Source organism: Streptomyces sp. NBC_00490 (assembly GCF_036013645.1).
In the GTDB taxonomy this organism is placed as follows: Bacteria; Actinomycetota; Actinomycetes; order Streptomycetales; family Streptomycetaceae; genus Streptomyces; species Streptomyces canus_F.
Genome location: NZ_CP107869.1, coordinates 7,353,184 through 7,371,943 on the forward strand (window position 1 = coordinate 7,353,184; position 18,760 = coordinate 7,371,943).

The following is an 18,760-nucleotide window of genomic DNA, read 5'->3' on the forward strand; positions in this document are numbered from 1 at the left end:
CCGGAAAGACATCGCACCCCCACTCGACTCACCACCGACCAAGACGCCACAGGCCGACGCACTCCCACACCCCGACATGACCCCGGCCCGCTCGCACGACCCAGAACCCGCTCACGAGGAACAGCCTTGAACAGCACCTCCGCACCCGACGGCCCGGTCCGCACACCCACCCGAGGCCCCTCCGTCACGGAGACTTCCCGGCAGCCCGAGCCCGAGCCCGGACCGACGGCCGTCGCGGCCCCCCGCCCGCAGGAACGGGTGCCGGAACAGGGACGACGGAGTCCTCAGGAAGCGAAGACCTCCAGCCGGGGCGACGGACCAGGTCAGGAGCGGGTTCCGGGACAGCTCCCCGGCCAGGACGGGACCCCCGCGCCGGGAAACCGTCAGAGCGTCGACCGGCCGCGGGGCACCCCTGCGGACCCCCTGGACCATCCCGACCCGCACACCGCGGCCCAGGCCGCAGCCGTGGAGAACCTCCTCCGCTGCTGGGTGCGCGAGGCCGACCTCCCCGCCCCCGCCGACGGCACCCTCCGCATCCCTCTGCCCGCCAGCGGCACCGCTCTGCTGGCCCCCGTCCACTACTGGTCCCCGACGGGCTGGCACCGCTTCGGCCCTCCCCGTCTGGCTGACGTTCCCCCACAGGCCCCGCCCGTAGACGCCGTCATGGTCACCGCACTGCTCACCAGGGAGAGGTCGGACGGAAGCCCCGACGCCCGGCCCCTGACCGCGGTCTCCAGCCCGGCCACCGACGCCGAGCCGGCCGCCGTCCCTGCCCCGGTCGGCCAAGCCGCCTTCCCACTCCTGGACGCCACCGCCGGCAACGACCTCGCCGCACGCGTAGCCGACTCCGTGCGCCGCACCGCCACGTTCATCGACGAGCGCAGAAGGCATCCCGCCGACGAATCCGACCTCTTCCTAGCCGCCGAACAGGCATTGGTGCTCGGACACCCCCTGCACCCCGCTCCGAAGAGCCGCGAGGGTCTCTCCGAGGTCGAAGCACCCCTCTACTCACCTGAGTTGCGCGGTTCCTTCCCCCTCCACTGGATCGCCGTCGCTCCTTCCGTCCTCGCCACCGACTCGGCCTGGACCGAGCGCGGCCGCCCCATCCCGGCGGCACACCTCACAGCACGCCTCGCCGAAACCGGCCTGCCCCTGCCCGACGGATACGCCGCCCTGCCGCTCCACCCCTGGCAGTTGCGGGAAGTCCGGCACCATCCCGCGACCGCGGCCCTGCTCGACGCCGGACTGCTCAGGGATCTCGGAGCACACGGCTCCGCGTGGCACGCCACCTCGTCCGTCCGGACCGTGTATCGCTCCGGTGCCCCCGCCATGCTCAAGCTCTCGTTGGGACTGCGCATCACCAACTCCCGCCGCGAAAATCTCCGTAAGGAACTCCACCGAGGCGTCGAGGTCCACCGCCTTCTGCGCAGTGGGCTCGTCGAGCACTGGCAAGCCGTTCATCCTGGCTTCGACATCGTCCGCGACCCGGCCTGGCTGGCCGTGGACGGACCGGACGGCCAACCCGTGCCGGGACTCGACGTGATGATCCGGCACAACCCCTTCCGCCCCACGGACGACGTCTCCTGCGTCGCCGGGCTCGTCTCGCCCAGGCCCTTCCCCTGGCCGGACACCACGACAGGCGGTGGGACGGCCCACCCGCCGGCCACGCGGTCCCGTCTCGCCGACGTCGTCACGCGCCTCGCGTGCCGGACCGGTCGACCGCCGGGTGCCGTCGCCGCCGAGTGGTTCCTGCGCTATCTGGAGCAGGTCGTCCGTCCGGTGCTGTGGTTCGACGCGGAGGCCGGCATCGCCCTGGAGGCGCATCAGCAGAACACGCTGGTCCACCTGGACGGCGACGGTTGGCCCGTGGGAGGCCGTTACCGGGACAACCAGGGCTACTACTTCCGAGCCTCCCGACGTGCGGAACTCGACGCCAGGCTCCCCGGAACCGGCGAGCACAGCGACACATTCGTCTCCGACGAGGTCACCGACGAACGCTTCGCGTACTACCTCGGCATCAACAACGTCCTCGGTCTCATCGGTGCGTTCGGCTCCCAGCGCCTCGCCGACGAACGGCTGCTGCTCGCCGCCTTCCGCCGTTTCCTGAGCGAGATCGCCTCCGGACCCTCCCGGCTGCGCACCTCACTGCCCGCCCGCCTGCTCGACTCACCCGTTCTTCGTTGCAAGGCCAACCTCCTGACCCGACTGCATGGCCTCGACGAACTCGTCGGCCCGGTCGACACCCAGTCCGTGTACGTCACCATCGCCAACCCCCTGCATTCGTGATCACCCCCGTGTATCGCCTCATCGCCGGCGCTCCGTCGCCCGTGATCACCGTCAACCCCCTTCATTCCCGAGGAACATGCCCCGACCCGTCTCCTGAGAGGAGCGTCGCCGTGCCTTCCACCGACGCGAGTGCCGACGCCGGTACCGCCCCCGGCACCGATGCCGCAACCTGCACCAACCCCGGCCCGGCCGACCGTCGCACCGCCTTCGGAGCCGGCCCGGGCATCGCCGATGCCGGTCCCGTCCGGGGTATCGACGCCGATCCAGCGTGGGGATCCGACAGCGAGGACACTCTCGAACTGCGCCTGCCCGACGAATTCCTCGCGCTCATCGCGAACGAAGCCTCCGACAGCGGCGAGGATCGACGAGGCGAGCACGGCACGGCAGGGCCCGGATCGGCCACCCGGGCATGTGCCGACCTCCTCGACAGCGTCACCGACTGGGGATCCGTGGACACGCCCGTGGGGATGTTCCACCTCGTCCCTGTCCAGGGCGAGCAGGACCTCGCGCTCATCAGCCGCTGGATGAACGACCCCACCGTCGCGGAGTTCTGGCAACTGTCCGGCCCCCGGAACCTGGCCGCGGACCATGTGCACGCCCAACTCGCCGGAGACGGCCGAAGCGTCCCCTGCCTAGGCGTCCTGGACGGCACGCCGATGAGCTACTGGGAGATCTACCGGGCAGACCTCGATCCCTTGGCCCGCCACTACCCCGCCCGACCTCACGACACGGGTATCCACCTCCTCATCGGCTCGGTCACGGACCGCGGACGAGGTCTCGGCAGCGCACTGCTCAGAGCTGTCGCCGACCTCGTGCTCGACAAGCGCCCCGCCTGTGCCCGTGTCATCGCCGAACCCGCCATGCGAAACACCCCTTCTGTCTCCGCTTTCCTGAGCGCCGGCTTCCGGTTCTCCGCCGAGGTCGACCTGCCCGACAAACGAGCCGCCCTCATGGTCCGAGACCGATGCCTGCGCGATCTGATGTGACACAACGTCGCGACAGTGTCACTTTTGGTACACCGCTCGTCCCGGCTCGGTTCCCACTCGCCTCGCACCTTTTTTCAGGCCGGAGTGACATCGCCGTGCAGGGCGGGTGCGGGCCCCCGACCGGACCTCCTGGGCCAGTACTGACCGCCCGCGTGCCTTCGACCGACACCCCTCGACCGGTCGGCACCCGGCAAGTCCCTGGTCAGCCAGTCCGTGCTCAGCAGGTCCGCGCCAGACCCGGTCGGCATCTGAGTGTCCGACGGGCCCGCACACCGCAGACCGATCCCGTCCGGAATTGACCGATCCGGACCGAGCCCGACGCACTCGTCTCGCATCTGAACCGATCCCACCTCCGCACAGACCGAAACCGACCCTGAATCGCCCAATCCCGACCTCAAGCGAACCCATCCGATCCCCAGCCCCTCCCGTACCCGGCCTTGATCCCGCCCCTCGTCCCCCCTTGGCCTCTCGTTTGTCAGTGGTGGGCCGTAGGGTTGTCGCGCTATGACGAAGCCCTCACTCCCCGAACTCCTGCATGCCGCCGTCGCCGCCGTCGGCGGCACGGAGCGCCCAGGTCAGGTGACCATGGCCGAAGCCGTCGCGGAGGCGATCGACGACGGCTCCCATCTGCTGGTGCAGGCCGGCACCGGCACCGGAAAGTCGCTGGGCTACCTCGTGCCCGCGCTCGCGCACGGGGAGAGAGTCGTCGTGGCCACCGCCACCCTGGCCCTGCAGCGCCAGCTCGTGGAACGGGACCTCCCGCGCACGGTCGACGCGCTGCACCCTCAGCTCCGCCGCCGCCCGGAGTTCGCCATGCTCAAGGGCAGGTCGAACTACCTGTGTCTGCACCGCCTCCACGAGGGCGTCCCTCAGGAGGAGGAAGAGGGCCTCTTCGACCAGTTCGAGGCGGCGGCGCCCACCAGCAAGCTGGGCCAGGACCTGCTGCGGCTTCGCGACTGGTCGGACGAGACGGAGAACGGCGACCGCGACGACCTCACTCCGGGCGTCTCCGACCGGGCCTGGGCCCAGGTGTCGGTGTCGTCCCGGGAGTGCCTGGGTGCCACGAAGTGCGCGTACGGCGCGGAGTGCTTCGCCGAGATGGCCCGTGAGCGCGCCAAGCTCGCCGACGTCGTCGTCACCAACCACGCGCTCCTCGCCATCGACGCCATCGAGGGTGCCCCGGTGCTGCCGCAGCACGAGGTACTGATCGTCGACGAGGCACACGAACTGGTCTCCCGGGTCACCGGAGTCGCCACCGGCGAGCTCACCCCCGGGCAGGTCAACCGCGCGGTGCGCCGGGCGGCGAGGCTCGTCAACGAGAAGGCCGCCGACCAGCTCCAGACCGCCGCGGAGGGCTTCGAGCGGCTGATGGAACTCGCGCTGCCGGGCCGCCTGGAGGAGATCCCGGAAGACCTCGGCTACGCCCTCATGGCGCTGCGCGATGCCGCCCGCACAGTCATCTCCGCCATCGGCGCCACCCGCGACAAGTCCGTCCAGGACGAGGACTCCGTACGCAAGCAGGCTCTGGCCTCTGTCGAGAGCGTGCACGACGTGGCGGAGCGGATCACCAACGGCTCCGAGTGGGACGTCGTCTGGTACGAGCAGCACGACCGCTTCGGCGCCTCCCTTCGTGTGGCCCCCATGTCCGTGTCGGGCCTGCTGAGGGAGAAGCTATTCGCGGACCGCTCCGTCGTCCTGACGTCGGCGACCCTGAAGCTGGGCGGCGACTTCAACGGCGTCGGCGCGTCCCTGGGACTGTCCCCCGAGGGCCTCGAAGGAGACGACCTCCCGCAGTGGAAGGGCGTCGACGTCGGCTCGCCCTTCGACTACCCGAAGCAGGGCATCCTCTATGTCGCCAAGCACCTGTCGCGCCCCGCGCGGGACGGCGACCGCGCGGACATGCTCGACGAGCTCACGGAACTGATCCAGGCGGCCGGCGGTCGCACCCTGGGCCTGTTCTCCTCGATGCGGGCCGCCCAGCTCGCCGCCGAGGAACTGCGCTCCCGTATCCCCGAGTTCCCGATCCTCCTCCAGGGCGAGGAGACCCTCGGTGAGCTGATCAAGAACTTCGCGGCAGACCCGAAGACATGCCTGTTCGGCACGCTGTCGCTCTGGCAGGGCGTCGACGTGCCCGGCCCCAGCTGCCAGCTGGTCGTCATGGACAAGATCCCCTTCCCGCGCCCCGACGACCCGCTCATGAGCGCCCGGCAGAAAGCGGTGGAGGACGCGGGCGGCAACGGCTTCATGGCGGTCGCCGCCACGCACGCGGCGCTGCTCATGGCCCAGGGCGCCGGCCGTCTCGTGCGGGCGTCGGGGGACCGGGGTGTGGTCGCCGTACTGGATCAGCGGCTCGCCACCGCCCGATACGGGAGCTACCTCAAGGCGTCGCTGCCCGACTTCTGGTACACGACGGACCGTAACCAGGTCCGGAAGTCGCTGGCTTCGATCGACGCGACGGCGAAGTCGGCGGAAGCGGAGTAGGAGTGCGGGGTGGGCTGACCGTCGCTGGTCAGGCCGCCCCACACCCCACGCCCGGCGATGGCGTCGGTCGCCTGAACCGCCGTAAGGCGTCCGCACAGCACTGGGCCCCGGAACCGGCGCAGAGGTCCCGGGGCCCGGTCAGAAGGCGGACCATCGAAGTGGTCCGCCCGCCGCGGCCGTCACACGCGGCGCAGCACTGCCACCACCTTGCCGAGGATGGTCGCGTCGTCGCCGGGGATCGGCTCGTAGGCGGCGTTGTGCGGGAGCAGCCAGACGTGGCCGTCCTCGCGCTTGAAGCGCTTGACGGTGGCCTCGCCGTCGAGCATCGCGGCCACGATGTCGCCGTTCTCGGCGACGGGCTGACGGCGGACCGTGACCCAGTCGCCGTCGCAGATGGCGGCCTCGATCATGGAGTCGCCGACGACCTTCAGGACGAACAACTCGCCGTCACCGACGAGCTGTCGTGGAAGCGGGAACACATCCTCGACGGACTCCTCCGCGAGGATCGGTCCGCCAGCGGCGATACGGCCGACCAGCGGGACGTAGGACGCGGCGGGCTTGCCGGCGGTGTCCGTGGGCTGGGCGGAGGCGGCCTGGTCCGAGCCCCGCACCTCGTATGCGCGCGGGCGGTGCGGGTCGCGCCGCAGGAAGCCCTTGCGTTCCAGTGCCATGAGCTGGTGTGCGACCGAGGAGGTGCTGGAGAGGCCGACGGCCTGTCCGATCTCCCTCATCGACGGCGGGTAGCCGCGCCGCTGCACGGAGTCCCTGATGACCTCGATCACCCGGCGCTGCCTGTCGGTGAGCCCCGAGCTGTCCGCCCGGATGCCTGGCGGTCGGCCCGGCAGGGAGCGCTTGTGCCCCTCGGGATTCGTGGCTTCGTTCATCGCATGCACCGGCTCGAGTCGGCCCTGGGAGCGGTCCTGGGCAGTGATGGTGGCACTGTCTGCGGTGGTGGTCACGTCGGCCCCTCTCGATGGTCTCCCTGCTGGACAACGGTAGTTGCTTTCGAAAGGTTGCGCCAAACACACGTTCGAGTGAAAAATCGCGGATTGCCTGCCGCGATCATGTGTCTGGGTGTATGGCTAACGTGATGTCCAGCGGACAAAAGGGCCCTTTGTTGTACTCTTCACCGCCGAGGTGGGGACCTCATGGGCTGGTGCCCCAGTCTGCCATCCAGTGCTCCGGCGGCAGGGCCCCGGCCCTCATCTGCGCGGGAGCCCCACGTCCCCTCCGTGCGGTGCCCACGGTATCTCCGCATGCGCCGCAGCGGTACGCCTGTGCATGAGCGTCCCCGGCGTGGCGGCGTTGTCGCGCGGCACATGCCAATACGGGAGCGACACGCGCGTACGGCGTGTTTATGGAGCCGATCCCTACATCTAGTGCTTGGATTGCTACAGCAGCCCAGAAGTTGTGGTCCCCCGGGTCTCCGGACCCTCGGCGATCGCCTATGCTGGGGGCTGCTTCGAGGGGCCCAAGAGGCCCAGCGAGGCTATTGATTCTGCTGTGAGGAGGGTTGGGACTTCATGCACTGCCCCTTCTGCAGGCACCCCGACAGTCGCGTCGTCGACAGTCGTACGACCGACGACGGCACGTCGATCCGCAGGCGCCGCCAGTGTCCGGACTGCTCCCGTCGTTTCACGACCGTGGAGACGTGCTCGCTCATGGTGGTCAAGCGGTCCGGGGTCACCGAGCCTTTCAGCCGTACCAAGGTCATCAACGGCGTGCGCAAGGCATGCCAGGGACGACCTGTCACCGAGGACGCGCTCGCCCAACTCGGCCAACGGGTCGAGGAGGCGGTGCGGGCCACCGGAAGCGCCGAGCTGACCACCCATGACGTGGGGCTGGCCATACTCGGCCCGTTGCAGGAGCTCGACCTGGTCGCCTATCTGCGATTCGCCTCCGTCTACCGGGCGTTCGACTCGCTCGAGGACTTCGAGGCCGCGATCGTGGAGCTCAGGCACCAGACGGGACCGCCCACCGCGGACGACGAGGACCGCGAAGGGGCTGTCACGGGGAGCCAGGAAGACGACCGCGGGTCCGGAGGGACTGCTCAGGTCCCCGAACCCGCCCACGCCGCCGACTGACCGGCGGGCCGGAACCGGGCCAAGACCCCGGATCCGGCCGGGCGGCGTCGGACGACGACTTTGTTGCGGGCGGCAAGCACGTGGGTGCCCGCGACACCAGACACAACACAGTGCCACGGGAACATCGTGGCATTTCAGGGCGTTTTTGCCTGTACAGGGAGGCGGCATGACAGAGACGGCGAGCGGTCCGGCACGGAGTTCCCGCGCCAAGGGCACCAAGGCGACCAAGGGGCTGCGTATCGAGCGCATCCACACCACCCCCGGCGTGCATCCGTACGACGAGGTGGCCTGGGAGCGTCGTGACGTCGTCATGACCAACTGGCGCGACGGCTCGGTCAACTTCGAGCAGCGTGGCGTCGAGTTCCCCGACTTCTGGTCGGTGAACGCGGTCAACATCGTCACCAGCAAGTACTTCCGCGGTGCCGTCGGCACCCCGCAGCGCGAGACCGGCCTCAGGCAGCTGATCGACCGCATCGTGAAGACGTATCGGAAGGCCGGCGAGGACTACAAGTACTTCGCCTCGCCCGCCGACGCCGAGATCTTCGAGCACGAGCTGGCGTACGCCCTCCTGCACCAGATCTTCAGCTTCAACAGCCCGGTCTGGTTCAACGTCGGTACCCCGCAGCCGCAGCAGGTCTCCGCGTGCTTCATCCTGGCCGTCGACGACTCCATGGAGTCGATCCTCGACTGGTACAAGGAAGAGGGCATGATCTTCAAGGGCGGCTCCGGTGCCGGCCTGAACCTCTCCCGGATCCGCTCCTCCAAGGAGCTGCTGTCCTCCGGCGGCAACGCCTCGGGTCCCGTCTCCTTCATGCGCGGTGCCGACGCCTCCGCGGGAACGATCAAGTCCGGTGGTGCCACCCGTCGCGCCGCCAAGATGGTCATCCTCGACGTCGACCACCCCGACATCGAGGACTTCATCGAGACCAAGGTGAAGGAAGAGGAGAAGATCCGCGCCCTGCGTGACGCGGGCTTCGACATGGACCTGGGCGGCGACGACATCACGTCGGTCCAGTACCAGAACGCCAACAACTCGGTCCGTGTGAACGACACGTTCATGAAGGCCGTCGAGACGGGCGGCAAGTTCGGCCTGACGTCGCGCATGACCGGCGAGGTCATCGAAGAGGTCGACGCCAAGACCCTGTTCCGCAAGATGGCCGAGGCGGCCTGGGCCTGCGCCGACCCGGGCATCCAGTACGACGACACCATCAACCACTGGCACACCTGCCCGGAGTCCGGCCGTATCAACGGCTCGAACCCCTGCAGCGAGTACATGCACCTGGACAACACGTCCTGCAACCTCGCCTCGCTGAACCTGATGAAGTTCCTCAAGGACGACGGCTTGGGCCACCAGTCCTTCGAGGTCGAGCGCTTCGCCAAGGTCGTCGAGCTCGTCATCACCGCGATGGACATCTCCATCTGCTTCGCGGACTTCCCGACGCAGAAGATCGGTGAGAACACGCGCGCGTTCCGCCAGCTCGGCATCGGCTACGCCAACCTCGGCGCCCTGCTGATGGCGACCGGCCACGCGTACGACTCGGACGGCGGCCGCGCCCTCGCCGGTGCCATCACCTCCCTGATGACCGGCACGTCGTACAAGCGTTCCGCCGAGCTCGCCGCGGTCGTCGGCCCGTACGACGGCTACGCCCGCAACGCGCAGCCGCACCTGCGGGTCATGAAGCAGCACTCCGACGAGAACACCAAGGCCGTCCGCGTGGACGACCTGGACACGCCGATCTGGGCCGCCGCCACGGAGGCCTGGCAGGACGTGCTGCGTGTCGGTGAGAAGAACGGTTTCCGTAACGCCCAGGCGTCCGTCATCGCCCCGACCGGCACCATCGGTCTCGCGATGTCCTGCGACACCACCGGTCTCGAGCCCGACCTCGCCCTGGTCAAGTTCAAGAAGCTGGTCGGCGGCGGCTCGATGCAGATCGTCAACGGCACCGTCCCGCAGGCCCTGCGCCGCCTGGGTTACCAGGAGGAGCAGATCGAGGCGATCGTCGCCCACATCGCCGAGAACGGCAATGTCGTCGACGCTCCGGGCCTCAAGCACGAGCACTACGAGGTCTTCGACTGCGCGATGGGCGAGCGCTCCATCTCCGCGATGGGCCACGTCCGGATGATGGCCGCGATCCAGCCCTGGATCTCCGGCGCGCTCTCCAAGACGGTCAACCTGCCGGAGACGGCGACCGTCGAGGACGTCGAAGAGGTCTACTTCGAGGCCTGGAAGATGGGCGTCAAGGCGCTCGCCATCTACCGCGACAACTGCAAGGTCGGCCAGCCCCTCTCCGCCAAGACCAAGGAGAAGGAGAAGGTCGAGGTCACGGCGAAGGCCGAGGCGACCATCCGCGAGACGGTCGAGAAGGTCGTCGAGTACCGCCCGGTCCGCAAGCGCCTCCCCAAGGGCCGTCCCGGCATCACGACGTCCTTCACGGTCGGCGGCGCCGAGGGTTACATGACCGCCAACTCCTACCCGGACGACGGTCTCGGCGAGGTCTTCCTGAAGATGTCCAAGCAGGGCTCCACCCTCGCGGGCATGATGGACGCCTTCTCCATCGCGGTGTCCGTCGGCCTCCAGTACGGCGTGCCGCTGGAGACGTACGTCTCCAAGTTCACCAACATGCGCTTCGAGCCGGCCGGTATGACGGACGACCCGGACGTGCGGATGGCGCAGTCGATCGTCGACTACATCTTCCGCCGCCTGGCGCTCGACTTCCTGCCCTTCGAGACGCGCTCCGCGCTCGGCATCCACTCCGCCGAGGAGCGTCAGCGCCACCTGGAGACCGGCTCGTACGAGCCGTCCGATGACGAGATGGACGTCGAAGGGCTGGCCCAGTCGGCGCCGCGCGCCCAGGAGCTGAAGGCCGTCGTCACCCCCAAGGCCGAGGTCGAGGCCGCCAAGCCCGCCCCGAAGCAGGCCCACACCAGCGCCGAGCTGGTGGAGATGCAGCTGGGCATCCAGGCCGACGCCCCGCTCTGCTTCTCCTGCGGTACGAAGATGCAGCGGGCCGGTTCCTGCTACATCTGCGAGGGCTGCGGCTCCACCAGCGGCTGCAGCTGAAGGTGAGCGCCGTTCAGGCGTGAAGTGACTGCAAGAGGCGGGGAGCCGGCGAAGTGCCGGCTCCCCGCCTCTTGCAGTCGGCGGCCCGTGGCGCCAGGCCTGCCTCGTTCATGGCAAGGTGACTATCCGCGCGGGGCCATCTCAACGGCTACTTCGCGGGCAGGGTCGCGGAGGTGGTGGGTCTGTGTGACGCCATGACACGGCAGACACCCGACGCCGTCATGGCGGCTCACGTACGTGAGGTCGCTCGACTCGGGCCGTCGGCCGAACGGTTCTTCATTGCCGGGATGCCGGCCAGGGGCCCGGGTTCGGAGAGACAGAGACTCCGTCGACCCCGCCGAGCGGTGGGCGGCCTCGCGTCGTGCCTATCTCGCGCTGCTCGACCGGCAGGACTGGTGCGAGACCGCCCGAGCCGGACTCGTCGCCGGCGACGGGCAGTTGATGTGGCTCGCGTCAATCGCCGCGGACTCGGAACTCAAGGGTCTGAAGGTCAAGGGCCCGGAGCTCGGAGGCCTCGCACCGGCACCCCTTGATCAGGGCCGGTGTGCCTGCCCCATGGCCCGCGTGTAGCCCGCGGGGTCGTCCTCGAAGCCGTGGATGCCGGGGTGCAGCTCCCACGTTCCGGACCCGTCCCGCACGAACTCCGCGACCGTCGCCGCGGTCGCCCCGAGGACGCTGCCGAAGTCGTCCTCGGTGAGCACGGTGTATCCCTCACGGATCCGCAGCGCGGGGTTGAGTACACCGACGAACGTCCGGTCCTCGGAGCGCTGTTGGATGACGACACCGACGACCACGCGCGCGTAACGGCTGTCGAGCCGGTTGAGCTCCAGGGTCATGACCTCGTCCCAGCCGAAGCCCTTGCCGTCCTTGCTGTCCCGATTGAGGGTGATGGTGCCGTCGGGGGAGCGGCTGTCGAAGTGCACCACATAGGCGGGATCGCCGTACGGATCCGCCTCCAGATACGTTGCGGCGACGATGTCCAGGTCGGTGGCAGCGCTCCCCACCGGACTCGGATCCCACTTCAGCGAGACCTCGACCTTGCGGATCCCCTTGTTGAGGGCGTTCACCAGGATTCCCCTTCTCCGTGTCCACGGTCCGAACTGCCAGGCAGCCGGGGCCGGTTGTCCATCCTGCCACGCGCGCGTACCGCTCGCGTGAGAGATCTCTGCCGGAGCGTGACCTGGGCCACGCTGCGTGGCCTTACGATGGCGCGGTGCTGGTCAAGTGGATTCGCTGCACCGTGGTGGACCGCCGCGGCTTCGAGCGCGGGCAGCGGAAATGGGCGGGGCTTCTGGGGGAGCCGGGGTTTCGGGGACAGGGCGGAGGCTGGAGCCGGGGGCGGCCCGGAGTGGCGCACATCTTCTCCTTCTGGGAGAGCCGTTCCTTCTACGACTCCTTCATGGCCCGTTCCCACGACCGTCTCGCGTCCACACAGTCGGGCACGTTCAAGGACGCGCAGGTCAAGCTCTTCGACTACCGCTTCGACGTGAAGACCGGCTTCGAACCGCGCTTCACGGACACCGACCTCGTACGGGTCGCCCACTGCCGGGTGCACGGGGAGCGCGCCGAGCACTTCACGCTGATGCAGGAGAAGGTCTGGAACCCCGCGATGGCCGGTTCGCCCGGCATGATCCGCGGCCTGTTCGGTGAGGCGCCGGGCCATGAGTTCCTGGTGCTGTCGATGTGGCAGTCGGCCGCCGAGCACGGCAAGTACCGCACGGAGCGCATCGAGCGGCTCGCGCTGCGCGCCCAGACCGAGGCGGACGTGGCGTCCTTGACGGGCGACATCGTGCAGCTGGAGCCGAGCTGGACGGTTTGAAAACCGGACTGTTAACCGTACAAACTGGTGTGGCCCACGGTGCAGGAAATGTGTGACCTACGCCGTATGGAGGCCGTACGGGTGCTCGATCGGCCCTCACTCGATCTAGGGTCATGGCATGGCACGACCACGGCGCATCGTCCTTGTCCGGCACGGCGAGTCAACGGGCAATGTTGATGACACCGTGTACGAACGCGAGCCAGACCACGCTCTGGCCCTGACCGAGCGAGGCTGGCAGCAGGCCGAGGAGACCGGCAAACGGCTGCGCGAGGTGTTCGGCCGCGAGCGGGTCAGCGTGTACGTCTCCCCCTATCGCCGCACTCATGAGACGTTCCGCGCCTTCCACCTCGACCCTGAGCTCGTACGCGTGCGTGAGGAGCCCCGGCTGCGTGAGCAGGACTGGGGGAACTGGCAGGACGGTGACGACGTGCGCCTGCAGAAGGCCTACAGGGACGCCTACGGCCACTTCTTCTACCGCTTTGCCCAGGGGGAGTCCGGGGCCGACGTGTACGACCGGGTCGGCGGCTTCCTGGAGAGTCTGTTCCGCAGCTTCGAGGCTCCCGACCATCCGCCGAACGTCCTGCTGGTGACCCATGGCCTCGCGATGCGCCTGTTCTGCATGCGCTGGTTCCACTGGACCGTCGCGGAATTCGAGTCCCTGGCGAATCCGGGGAACGCGGAGATGCGGATGCTCGTTCTCGGGGACGACGGCAAGTACGTGATCGACCGGCCTTTTGAACGCTGGCGTGACCCGGAGCCCTACGGGATCACCGGATAGGGTGGCAGAGCGATGACCGCTGACACCTCTCCCGACGGGCGCCTTGACCGCGCCCTGTCCAGCCTGCGCGGACTCGCGGTCGGGGACGCGCTGGGCTCACAGTTCTTCGTGCCGGTGAACTATCCGCTGCTGAAGCGCCGCGAGCTGCCGTCCGAGCCCTGGCAGTGGACGGACGACACCGAGATGGCCTGCTCCGTGGTGGCCGTCCTGGGCGCCCACCGTCGGATCGACCAGGACGCGCTGGCTCACTCCTTCGCCCACCACCACGACTTCGACCGTGGCTACGGCCCCGCCGTCAACCGTCTGCTGCGACTGGTCCGGGAGGGCGGCGACTGGCGTGAGCTCGCCGCCGCACTCTTCAACGGGCAGGGGTCCTGGGGCAACGGCGCCGCGATGCGGATCGCCCCCCTCGGAGCCTGGTACGCGGACGACCCGGAGCAGGCGGTGCACCAGGCCGAGATCTCCGCCTACCCCACGCATCAGCACCGCGAGGCCGTGGTGGGCGCCATGGCCGTCGCCGCGGCGGCCTCGTTCGCCGCGGCTCCCGGAGGGCCGCCCAGCCCCGAGGCCCTCCTCGACGGAGTCATCGCGCTCGTCCCCAAGAGCGCTGTCGGAGCGGGCCTGCGACGTGCCCGCGACATGCTCGACTACGGCGACGCGGGGACGGTCGCGGCGGTGCTGGGCTGCGGACGGCGCACGACGGCTCATGACACGGTGCCTTTCGCCCTCTGGTCGGCAGCCCGGTCCCTCGGGGACTACGAGGAGGCGTTCTGGTCGACCGCTCAGGTGGGCGGCGACGTGGACACGACCTGCGCCATCGTGGGCGGGGTGATCGCCGGGGGCAAGGCGGGGACACCGCCTGCCGCATGGGTGGAGCGCACCGAGGCGCTGCCGGACTGGCTGCCGACCACCGCCTGAGGCCTCGCTGTATCCACCTGCATGAAACTCTCTGTGCATGTCGGGAACTCTGCGTGACCGCTTGCTCGTTGTCGTGGCATTCCGCTGTGTGAGTCATGGGGACGCACAGGCAGGTGACTCACGAGGGGCGCAGGGGGTGGTCATGGGGTTCATGTCGATGTTCGCGGTCCTGTCGGCCGCGGTGGCCATGGTGACCGGAGCGTGGGCCGTACGACGACGCGCCGCCTGCGTCTCGTCGCGCCCCGTGCGGGGAGTGCGGATGACCGGAGCATCGTCCTCGCCGTCGACTCGTTGGACGAGGTCCGGCCATCCGCGACCCTGCGAGGGCCCGGTGGAGTCAGCCGACTCCGGGGCCCGCCGTGCCCGCGAGCGCTTCCAGGTCGCTCTTGCGGACCCGGATGACGAACGCGGCGGTGGCCAGGGCGAGTACGGCCATCGAGGCCGCCGCAATGAATCCCGTCGAGATGCCCTGGGTGAGCACTTCATGACCCCACGGCGCGGGCAGCTCGTGGGTCTTGGCGAACTCCGCTTTCTGCTCAGGCGAGGCGTCGGCCATGAACTGCGGCAGCTGCTTCTCCGCCTCGTCCTTGCTGGCCGTGCCGAACACCGTCGTCAGGATGGACAGACCGAGCGCCCCGCCCACCTGCTGGGTGGTGTTGAGCAGTCCGGATGCCGCGCCCGCCTCGTGCGGGGCGACCCCGGAGACGGCGGTGATCGTCAACGTGACGAAGTTGAGGCCCATGCCGAAACCGAAGAGCAGCATCGGACCGAGTACTCCGCCGGCGTACGAGCTGTCGGAGCTGATGAGGGTCTGCCAGAACAGTCCGATCATCGTGAGTGCCGAACCGGCGATCATGAACGGCTTGGGTCCGAGCACCGGCAGGAACCGCTGGGACAGGCCCGCGCCGAGGGCGATCACGACCGTCACCGGCAGGAAGGCGAGACCTGCCTCGATCGGGGTGTACCCCAGCACGTTCTGCACGAAGAGCACGATGTAGAAGAACATGCCGAACATCGCCGCGGCCAGGCTCAGCATGATCACGTACGTGCCCGAGCGATTGCGGTCGGCGAACATCCTCAGCGGTGTGATCGGCTCCTTCGCCCGGGTCTCGACGAAGAAGAAGGCGACCAGCAGCACGATCGCCGCGCCGAACGAACCGATGGTCAGACTGTCCCGCCAGCCCTGGTCCGCCGCGCGGATGAAGCCGTAGACGAGGGACGCCATGCCCGCCGTCGAGGTCAGCGCGCCGGCGATGTCGAAGCGGCCGGTGTGCCGTTCGGACTCGCTGATGTACAGCGGCGTGAGGACGGCGATCAGGACACCGATCGGCACATTGACGAAGAGCACCCAGCGCCAGTCGAGCCACTCGGTGAGCATGCCGCCCGCGAGCAGGCCGATCGCGCCGCCGCCCGCGGAGACCGCGGCGAACACTCCGAACGCCCTGTTCCGTTCCGGGCCCTCGGGGAACGTGGTGGTGATGAGGGCCAGCGAGGTCGGCGACGCGATCGCGCCACCGGCACCTTGCAGGACGCGTGCGGCCAGCAACTGCCAGGGCTCCTGGGCGAATCCGCCGAGCAGCGAGGCGAAGGTGAACAGCAGGATGCCGGTCGTGAAGACCCGGCGCCGGCCGAGGATGTCGCCGGCCCGGCCGCCCAGGAGCAGCAGCCCGCCGAAGGTGAGTGTGTACGCGCTGACGACCCAGGTGAGGTCGGTGGTGCTGAACTTGAGAGCGTCTTGAATGTGCGGGAGGGCGATGTTCACAATCGTCGCGTCCAGGACCACCATGAGTTGGCAGGCCGCGATGACGGCGAGCGCGATGCCGGGGTGTCCTTCCCGACGAGCCGCACCTGGCTTCTGTTCCTTGATCAACTGAGAGGTTGTCACTATGGGTCCCCCACAAGTGCGTTAGTGAACGCTCGCGTTCACTGTCGCGTCAACCGTAGTGAGTCCCTCATAGTGAACGCAAGCGTTCACTTAGGTTCTCGTCGTGCGGCGTATTCCCCGTCGTCGCCACGCACCGCCCCCGTATTCCCGGAATCCCCGCTTCCTCTGCTCGTTGGAGTCAGTCAGATGGTTACCTCGCGCTGGACGGCCGCCCCCGCTCAGGCGGCCTCCCTCCGTCGGCGCGGCGCAGTGCTCGAACGCGCGATCCTCGATGCCGCGCTGGAACAGCTCAGTACGGTCGGCTGGAAGGGCCTCACGATGGAGGGCGTCGCGGCCGGCGCCCAGACCGGCAAGGCCGCGGTCTACCGGCGCTGGCCGTCCAAGGAGGACCTCGTCGCCGATGCCCTGCAGTCCGGGCTGCCGATCATCGAGACGGCTCCCGATCTGGGCAGCGTGCGCGAGGACCTTCTCGAGCTGTGCCGACAGGCGCGTGAGGCGATGTACTCGCGCCCCGGATTCGCGCTCCGTGCCGTGATTCACGAGTGCGATCCCATCCAGGCGGAGCGTTTCCATGGCGTGATCTTCAACGGGGTCGTCGAGCCGACCATCAGGTTGCTCCGTGAGGTCATCACCCGTGGAATCAAGAGGCAAGAGGTCCGATCCGACGCGGCGAACAGCTACGTCTTCGATGCCATACCGGCGATGATGATGTACCGATCGAAGATGTGCGGCAGTGAATGGAACGATCGGGATCTTGAAGAGATGATCGACCAGTTGATGGTTCCCCTGCTGCGGACGAGCGGCGGGTGAACGTGGCCGGGGCCGGGGGCGACAGGGCTCGGGGAAACCGGGGTGTCGCCGGGTGATCCAGGCGGCGTACGCTAAGGGCGCCATGCCGTACGAACCCCCTACACACACTGTCGAGCGCTCCCTCCGTGCCACGACCGGAGCGAAGGTCATTGCCGGTGTCGACGAGGTGGGGCGCGGCGCCTGGGCCGGCCCCGTCACCGTCTGCGCGGCCATCACCGGACTGCGCCGGCCCCCCGAAGGCCTCACCGACTCCAAGCTGCTCACCGTCAAACGGCGCACGGCGCTCGACGTGGAGCTCCGCAAGTGGGTGACGTCCTATGCCCTCGGTCATGCCTCCCCGGAGGAGATCGACACCATGGGCATGACGGCCGCCTTGCGACTGGCGGCGGTCCGTGCCCTGGAGGTCCTGCCGGTCCGGCCGGACGCGGTGATCCTCGACGGCAAGCACGACTATCTCGGGGTCCCCTGGAAGGTCCGCACGGTGATCAAGGGTGACCAGTCGTGCGTGGCCGTCGCGGCGGCCTCGGTGATCGCCAAGGTTCAGCGCGACAAAATGATGGCCGAACTGGGTATCGACCATGCAGACTTCGGTTTTGCGGACAATGCCGGGTATCCGTCGCCCGTGCACAAGGCCGCACTGGAGGAGCGGGGACCCACCCCGTACCACCGGATGTCGTGGGCGTATCTTGATGCGCTGCCCCAGTGGCGGCACCTCAAGAAGGCCCGCAGCTGGGCAGACGGAGGCGTTCCGGAGATCGAAGGCCAACTCGGATTCGATTTCTGACCGTTCCGCTCGCACTGATGTGCCACCCGCCGACGCGAGTCGCACCAACGTTTGATAGAAGTCAGCCATGCCTCTCCTTCCCGAGGAGCCTCAGATTCACGAGAGTGCCCAGGGTCCCCGCGCCACTTCGGCCAGTGGCCGTACCGCGCCGACCCCCCGTCCCGTACCCGGCCCCCGGCCCACGGCGCATCCGCGTCCCGGCCGTCCCGGCCCCCTCCGGCCCACGCCTCCGGTGCAACGCACGCCGCATGACGTGGCCGCCACGCCCGGACCGTCGGGTCCGGCTGTCCGCACCGCCGCCGCTCCGGCTCCGGCGTCCCCGCAGATCCAGCTGATCCCGGCCTCCGCCGAAGGCGCGCTCGACGCCGCCGAGGAAGCCGTGGACCTGCTGCTGGATTCGGGTCGTGCCCCCGGTGAGGTGCTGGTGATCACCACCGGCGAGCAGCACCCGTGGGCCACCCACGAGCTGACCTTCGGCGAAGCCTCCTACTGGGCCCAGCACGACGCGGGCGACGACGTCTTCTACGCCGACGCCACCGCAGTGGGCCGTGCCGCCAAGCGCCCCGTGGTCGTGGTCGCCGTCAACGGCGGTCCCGACTCCTCTGCCGCGACCGTGCTGCCTCTGGCGCACGGCCGGGCCGGTGCCCTGCTGATCGTCTGCGGAGACCCGCAGCAGATCAACTCGGTGCTGGGCGCGCGCGTCTGAGCCCGTTCCGGCGCGTCCGGGGGACGCGGGGGTGATGAAGGCGCCGCTTCGGCGGCACCTGCACAGCGGGGGGTTTGTCGTGCGCGGACGATCGTGGGGATGGTCCGTGCGCGTCCGCCGTCGCCCAAGTGCGCCCTGAACCCGTGGGGGAGTTGCGTTGTC

14 protein-coding genes are annotated in these 18,760 nt (G+C 69.0%); 11 read left to right on the forward strand and 3 right to left on the reverse strand.

Going from position 1 to position 18,760, the window contains the following annotated elements; genetic code table 11:
- Window positions 1-126: 126 nt before the first annotated feature.
- The 3 genes from OG381_RS33695 to OG381_RS33705 all read left to right on the forward strand — a co-directional run bounded on the left by OG381_RS33695 (window position 127) and on the right by OG381_RS33705 (window position 5,753).
- The gene (locus OG381_RS33695; protein ID WP_443061953.1) at window positions 127-2,286 is read left to right on the forward strand and encodes an IucA/IucC family protein; all 2,160 of its coding nucleotides are present in this window, start codon (window positions 127-129) and stop codon (window positions 2,284-2,286) included.
- A 110-nt stretch (window positions 2,287-2,396) separates the two neighbouring features.
- On the forward strand, window positions 2,397-3,272 hold the full coding sequence (locus OG381_RS33700; protein ID WP_443061954.1) for a GNAT family N-acetyltransferase: 876 nt from the start codon (window positions 2,397-2,399) through the stop codon (window positions 3,270-3,272).
- Window positions 3,273-3,776: 504 nt separating this feature from the next.
- A complete protein-coding gene (locus tag OG381_RS33705; protein WP_327719763.1) occupies window positions 3,777-5,753 on the forward strand; it encodes an ATP-dependent DNA helicase in 1,977 nt (658 codons plus the stop codon).
- 179 nt (window positions 5,754-5,932) lie between these two features.
- Here the strand turns inward: OG381_RS33705 and lexA are convergent, their stop codons facing one another.
- Window positions 5,933-6,712: a transcriptional repressor LexA gene (lexA, locus tag OG381_RS33710; RefSeq protein ID WP_046257039.1), complete on the reverse strand. Its 780-nt coding sequence runs from the start codon at window positions 6,710-6,712 to the stop codon at window positions 5,933-5,935.
- 564 nt (window positions 6,713-7,276) lie between these two features.
- On the opposite strand from lexA, the gene nrdR reads away from it, so the two are divergent.
- Both nrdR and OG381_RS33720 read left to right on the forward strand, forming a co-directional pair.
- The gene (gene nrdR / locus OG381_RS33715; RefSeq protein WP_327719764.1) at window positions 7,277-7,837 is read left to right on the forward strand and encodes a transcriptional regulator NrdR; all 561 of its coding nucleotides are present in this window, start codon (window positions 7,277-7,279) and stop codon (window positions 7,835-7,837) included.
- A 166-nt stretch (window positions 7,838-8,003) separates the two neighbouring features.
- Complete coding sequence (locus OG381_RS33720) at window positions 8,004-10,898, forward strand: vitamin B12-dependent ribonucleotide reductase (RefSeq protein ID WP_327719765.1); 2,895 nt, start codon at window positions 8,004-8,006, stop codon at window positions 10,896-10,898.
- A 533-nt stretch (window positions 10,899-11,431) separates the two neighbouring features.
- On the opposite strand, the gene OG381_RS33725 is transcribed toward OG381_RS33720, so the two are convergent.
- Window positions 11,432-11,965, reverse strand: a complete 534-nt coding sequence (locus tag OG381_RS33725) for a TerD family protein (protein ID WP_327719766.1) — start codon at window positions 11,963-11,965, stop codon at window positions 11,432-11,434.
- A 146-nt stretch (window positions 11,966-12,111) separates the two neighbouring features.
- Here OG381_RS33725 and OG381_RS33730 point away from each other — a divergent pair, with 146 nt between their 5' ends.
- The 3 genes from OG381_RS33730 (at window position 12,112) to OG381_RS33740 (ending at window position 14,413) form a co-directional block, all read left to right on the forward strand.
- Entirely contained in the window at window positions 12,112-12,717 is a 606-nt protein-coding gene (locus OG381_RS33730) for a YdbC family protein (protein WP_327719767.1), read from the forward strand.
- 118 nt (window positions 12,718-12,835) lie between these two features.
- Window positions 12,836-13,495 carry a histidine phosphatase family protein gene (locus tag OG381_RS33735; RefSeq protein ID WP_327719768.1) on the forward strand — a complete coding sequence of 220 codons (660 nt, stop codon included), beginning with the start codon at window positions 12,836-12,838 and terminating at the stop codon, window positions 13,493-13,495.
- A 12-nt stretch (window positions 13,496-13,507) separates the two neighbouring features.
- Window positions 13,508-14,413, forward strand: a complete 906-nt coding sequence (locus OG381_RS33740) for an ADP-ribosylglycohydrolase family protein (protein ID WP_327719769.1) — start codon at window positions 13,508-13,510, stop codon at window positions 14,411-14,413.
- A 337-nt stretch (window positions 14,414-14,750) separates the two neighbouring features.
- Here the strand turns inward: OG381_RS33740 and OG381_RS33745 are convergent, their stop codons facing one another.
- Window positions 14,751-16,298 carry an MFS transporter gene (locus OG381_RS33745; protein ID WP_327719770.1) on the reverse strand — a complete coding sequence of 516 codons (1,548 nt, stop codon included), beginning with the start codon at window positions 16,296-16,298 and terminating at the stop codon, window positions 14,751-14,753.
- A gap of 186 nt (window positions 16,299-16,484) precedes the next feature.
- On the opposite strand from OG381_RS33745, the gene OG381_RS33750 reads away from it, so the two are divergent.
- From OG381_RS33750 to OG381_RS33760, 3 genes are all read left to right on the forward strand, one after another.
- Window positions 16,485-17,108, forward strand: a complete 624-nt coding sequence (locus OG381_RS33750; RefSeq protein WP_327719771.1) for a TetR/AcrR family transcriptional regulator — start codon at window positions 16,485-16,487, stop codon at window positions 17,106-17,108.
- 82 nt (window positions 17,109-17,190) lie between these two features.
- Window positions 17,191-17,892 carry a ribonuclease HII gene (locus OG381_RS33755; RefSeq protein WP_307025024.1) on the forward strand — a complete coding sequence of 234 codons (702 nt, stop codon included), beginning with the start codon at window positions 17,191-17,193 and terminating at the stop codon, window positions 17,890-17,892.
- Window positions 17,893-17,959: 67 nt separating this feature from the next.
- Window positions 17,960-18,598 carry a hypothetical protein gene (locus tag OG381_RS33760; RefSeq protein ID WP_327719772.1) on the forward strand — a complete coding sequence of 213 codons (639 nt, stop codon included), beginning with the start codon at window positions 17,960-17,962 and terminating at the stop codon, window positions 18,596-18,598.
- Window positions 18,599-18,760: the final 162 nt, after the last annotated feature.

Excerpts from the sequence above, each read along its gene's own strand:
- OG381_RS33705 (WP_327719763.1), top strand. The coding sequence starts at position 3,777 with ATGACGAAGCCCTCACTCCCCGAACTCCTGCATGCCGCCGTCGCCGCC.
- nrdR (WP_327719764.1), top strand. The coding sequence starts at position 7,277 with ATGCACTGCCCCTTCTGCAGGCACCCCGACAGTCGCGTCGTCGACAGT.
- OG381_RS33720 (WP_327719765.1), top strand. The coding sequence starts at position 8,004 with ATGACAGAGACGGCGAGCGGTCCGGCACGGAGTTCCCGCGCCAAGGGC.
- OG381_RS33735 (WP_327719768.1), top strand. The coding sequence starts at position 12,836 with ATGGCACGACCACGGCGCATCGTCCTTGTCCGGCACGGCGAGTCAACG.
- OG381_RS33740 (WP_327719769.1), top strand. The coding sequence starts at position 13,508 with ATGACCGCTGACACCTCTCCCGACGGGCGCCTTGACCGCGCCCTGTCC.
- OG381_RS33750 (WP_327719771.1), top strand. The coding sequence starts at position 16,485 with ATGGTTACCTCGCGCTGGACGGCCGCCCCCGCTCAGGCGGCCTCCCTC.
- OG381_RS33755 (WP_307025024.1), top strand. The coding sequence starts at position 17,191 with ATGCCGTACGAACCCCCTACACACACTGTCGAGCGCTCCCTCCGTGCC.
- OG381_RS33760 (WP_327719772.1), top strand. The coding sequence starts at position 17,960 with ATGCCTCTCCTTCCCGAGGAGCCTCAGATTCACGAGAGTGCCCAGGGT.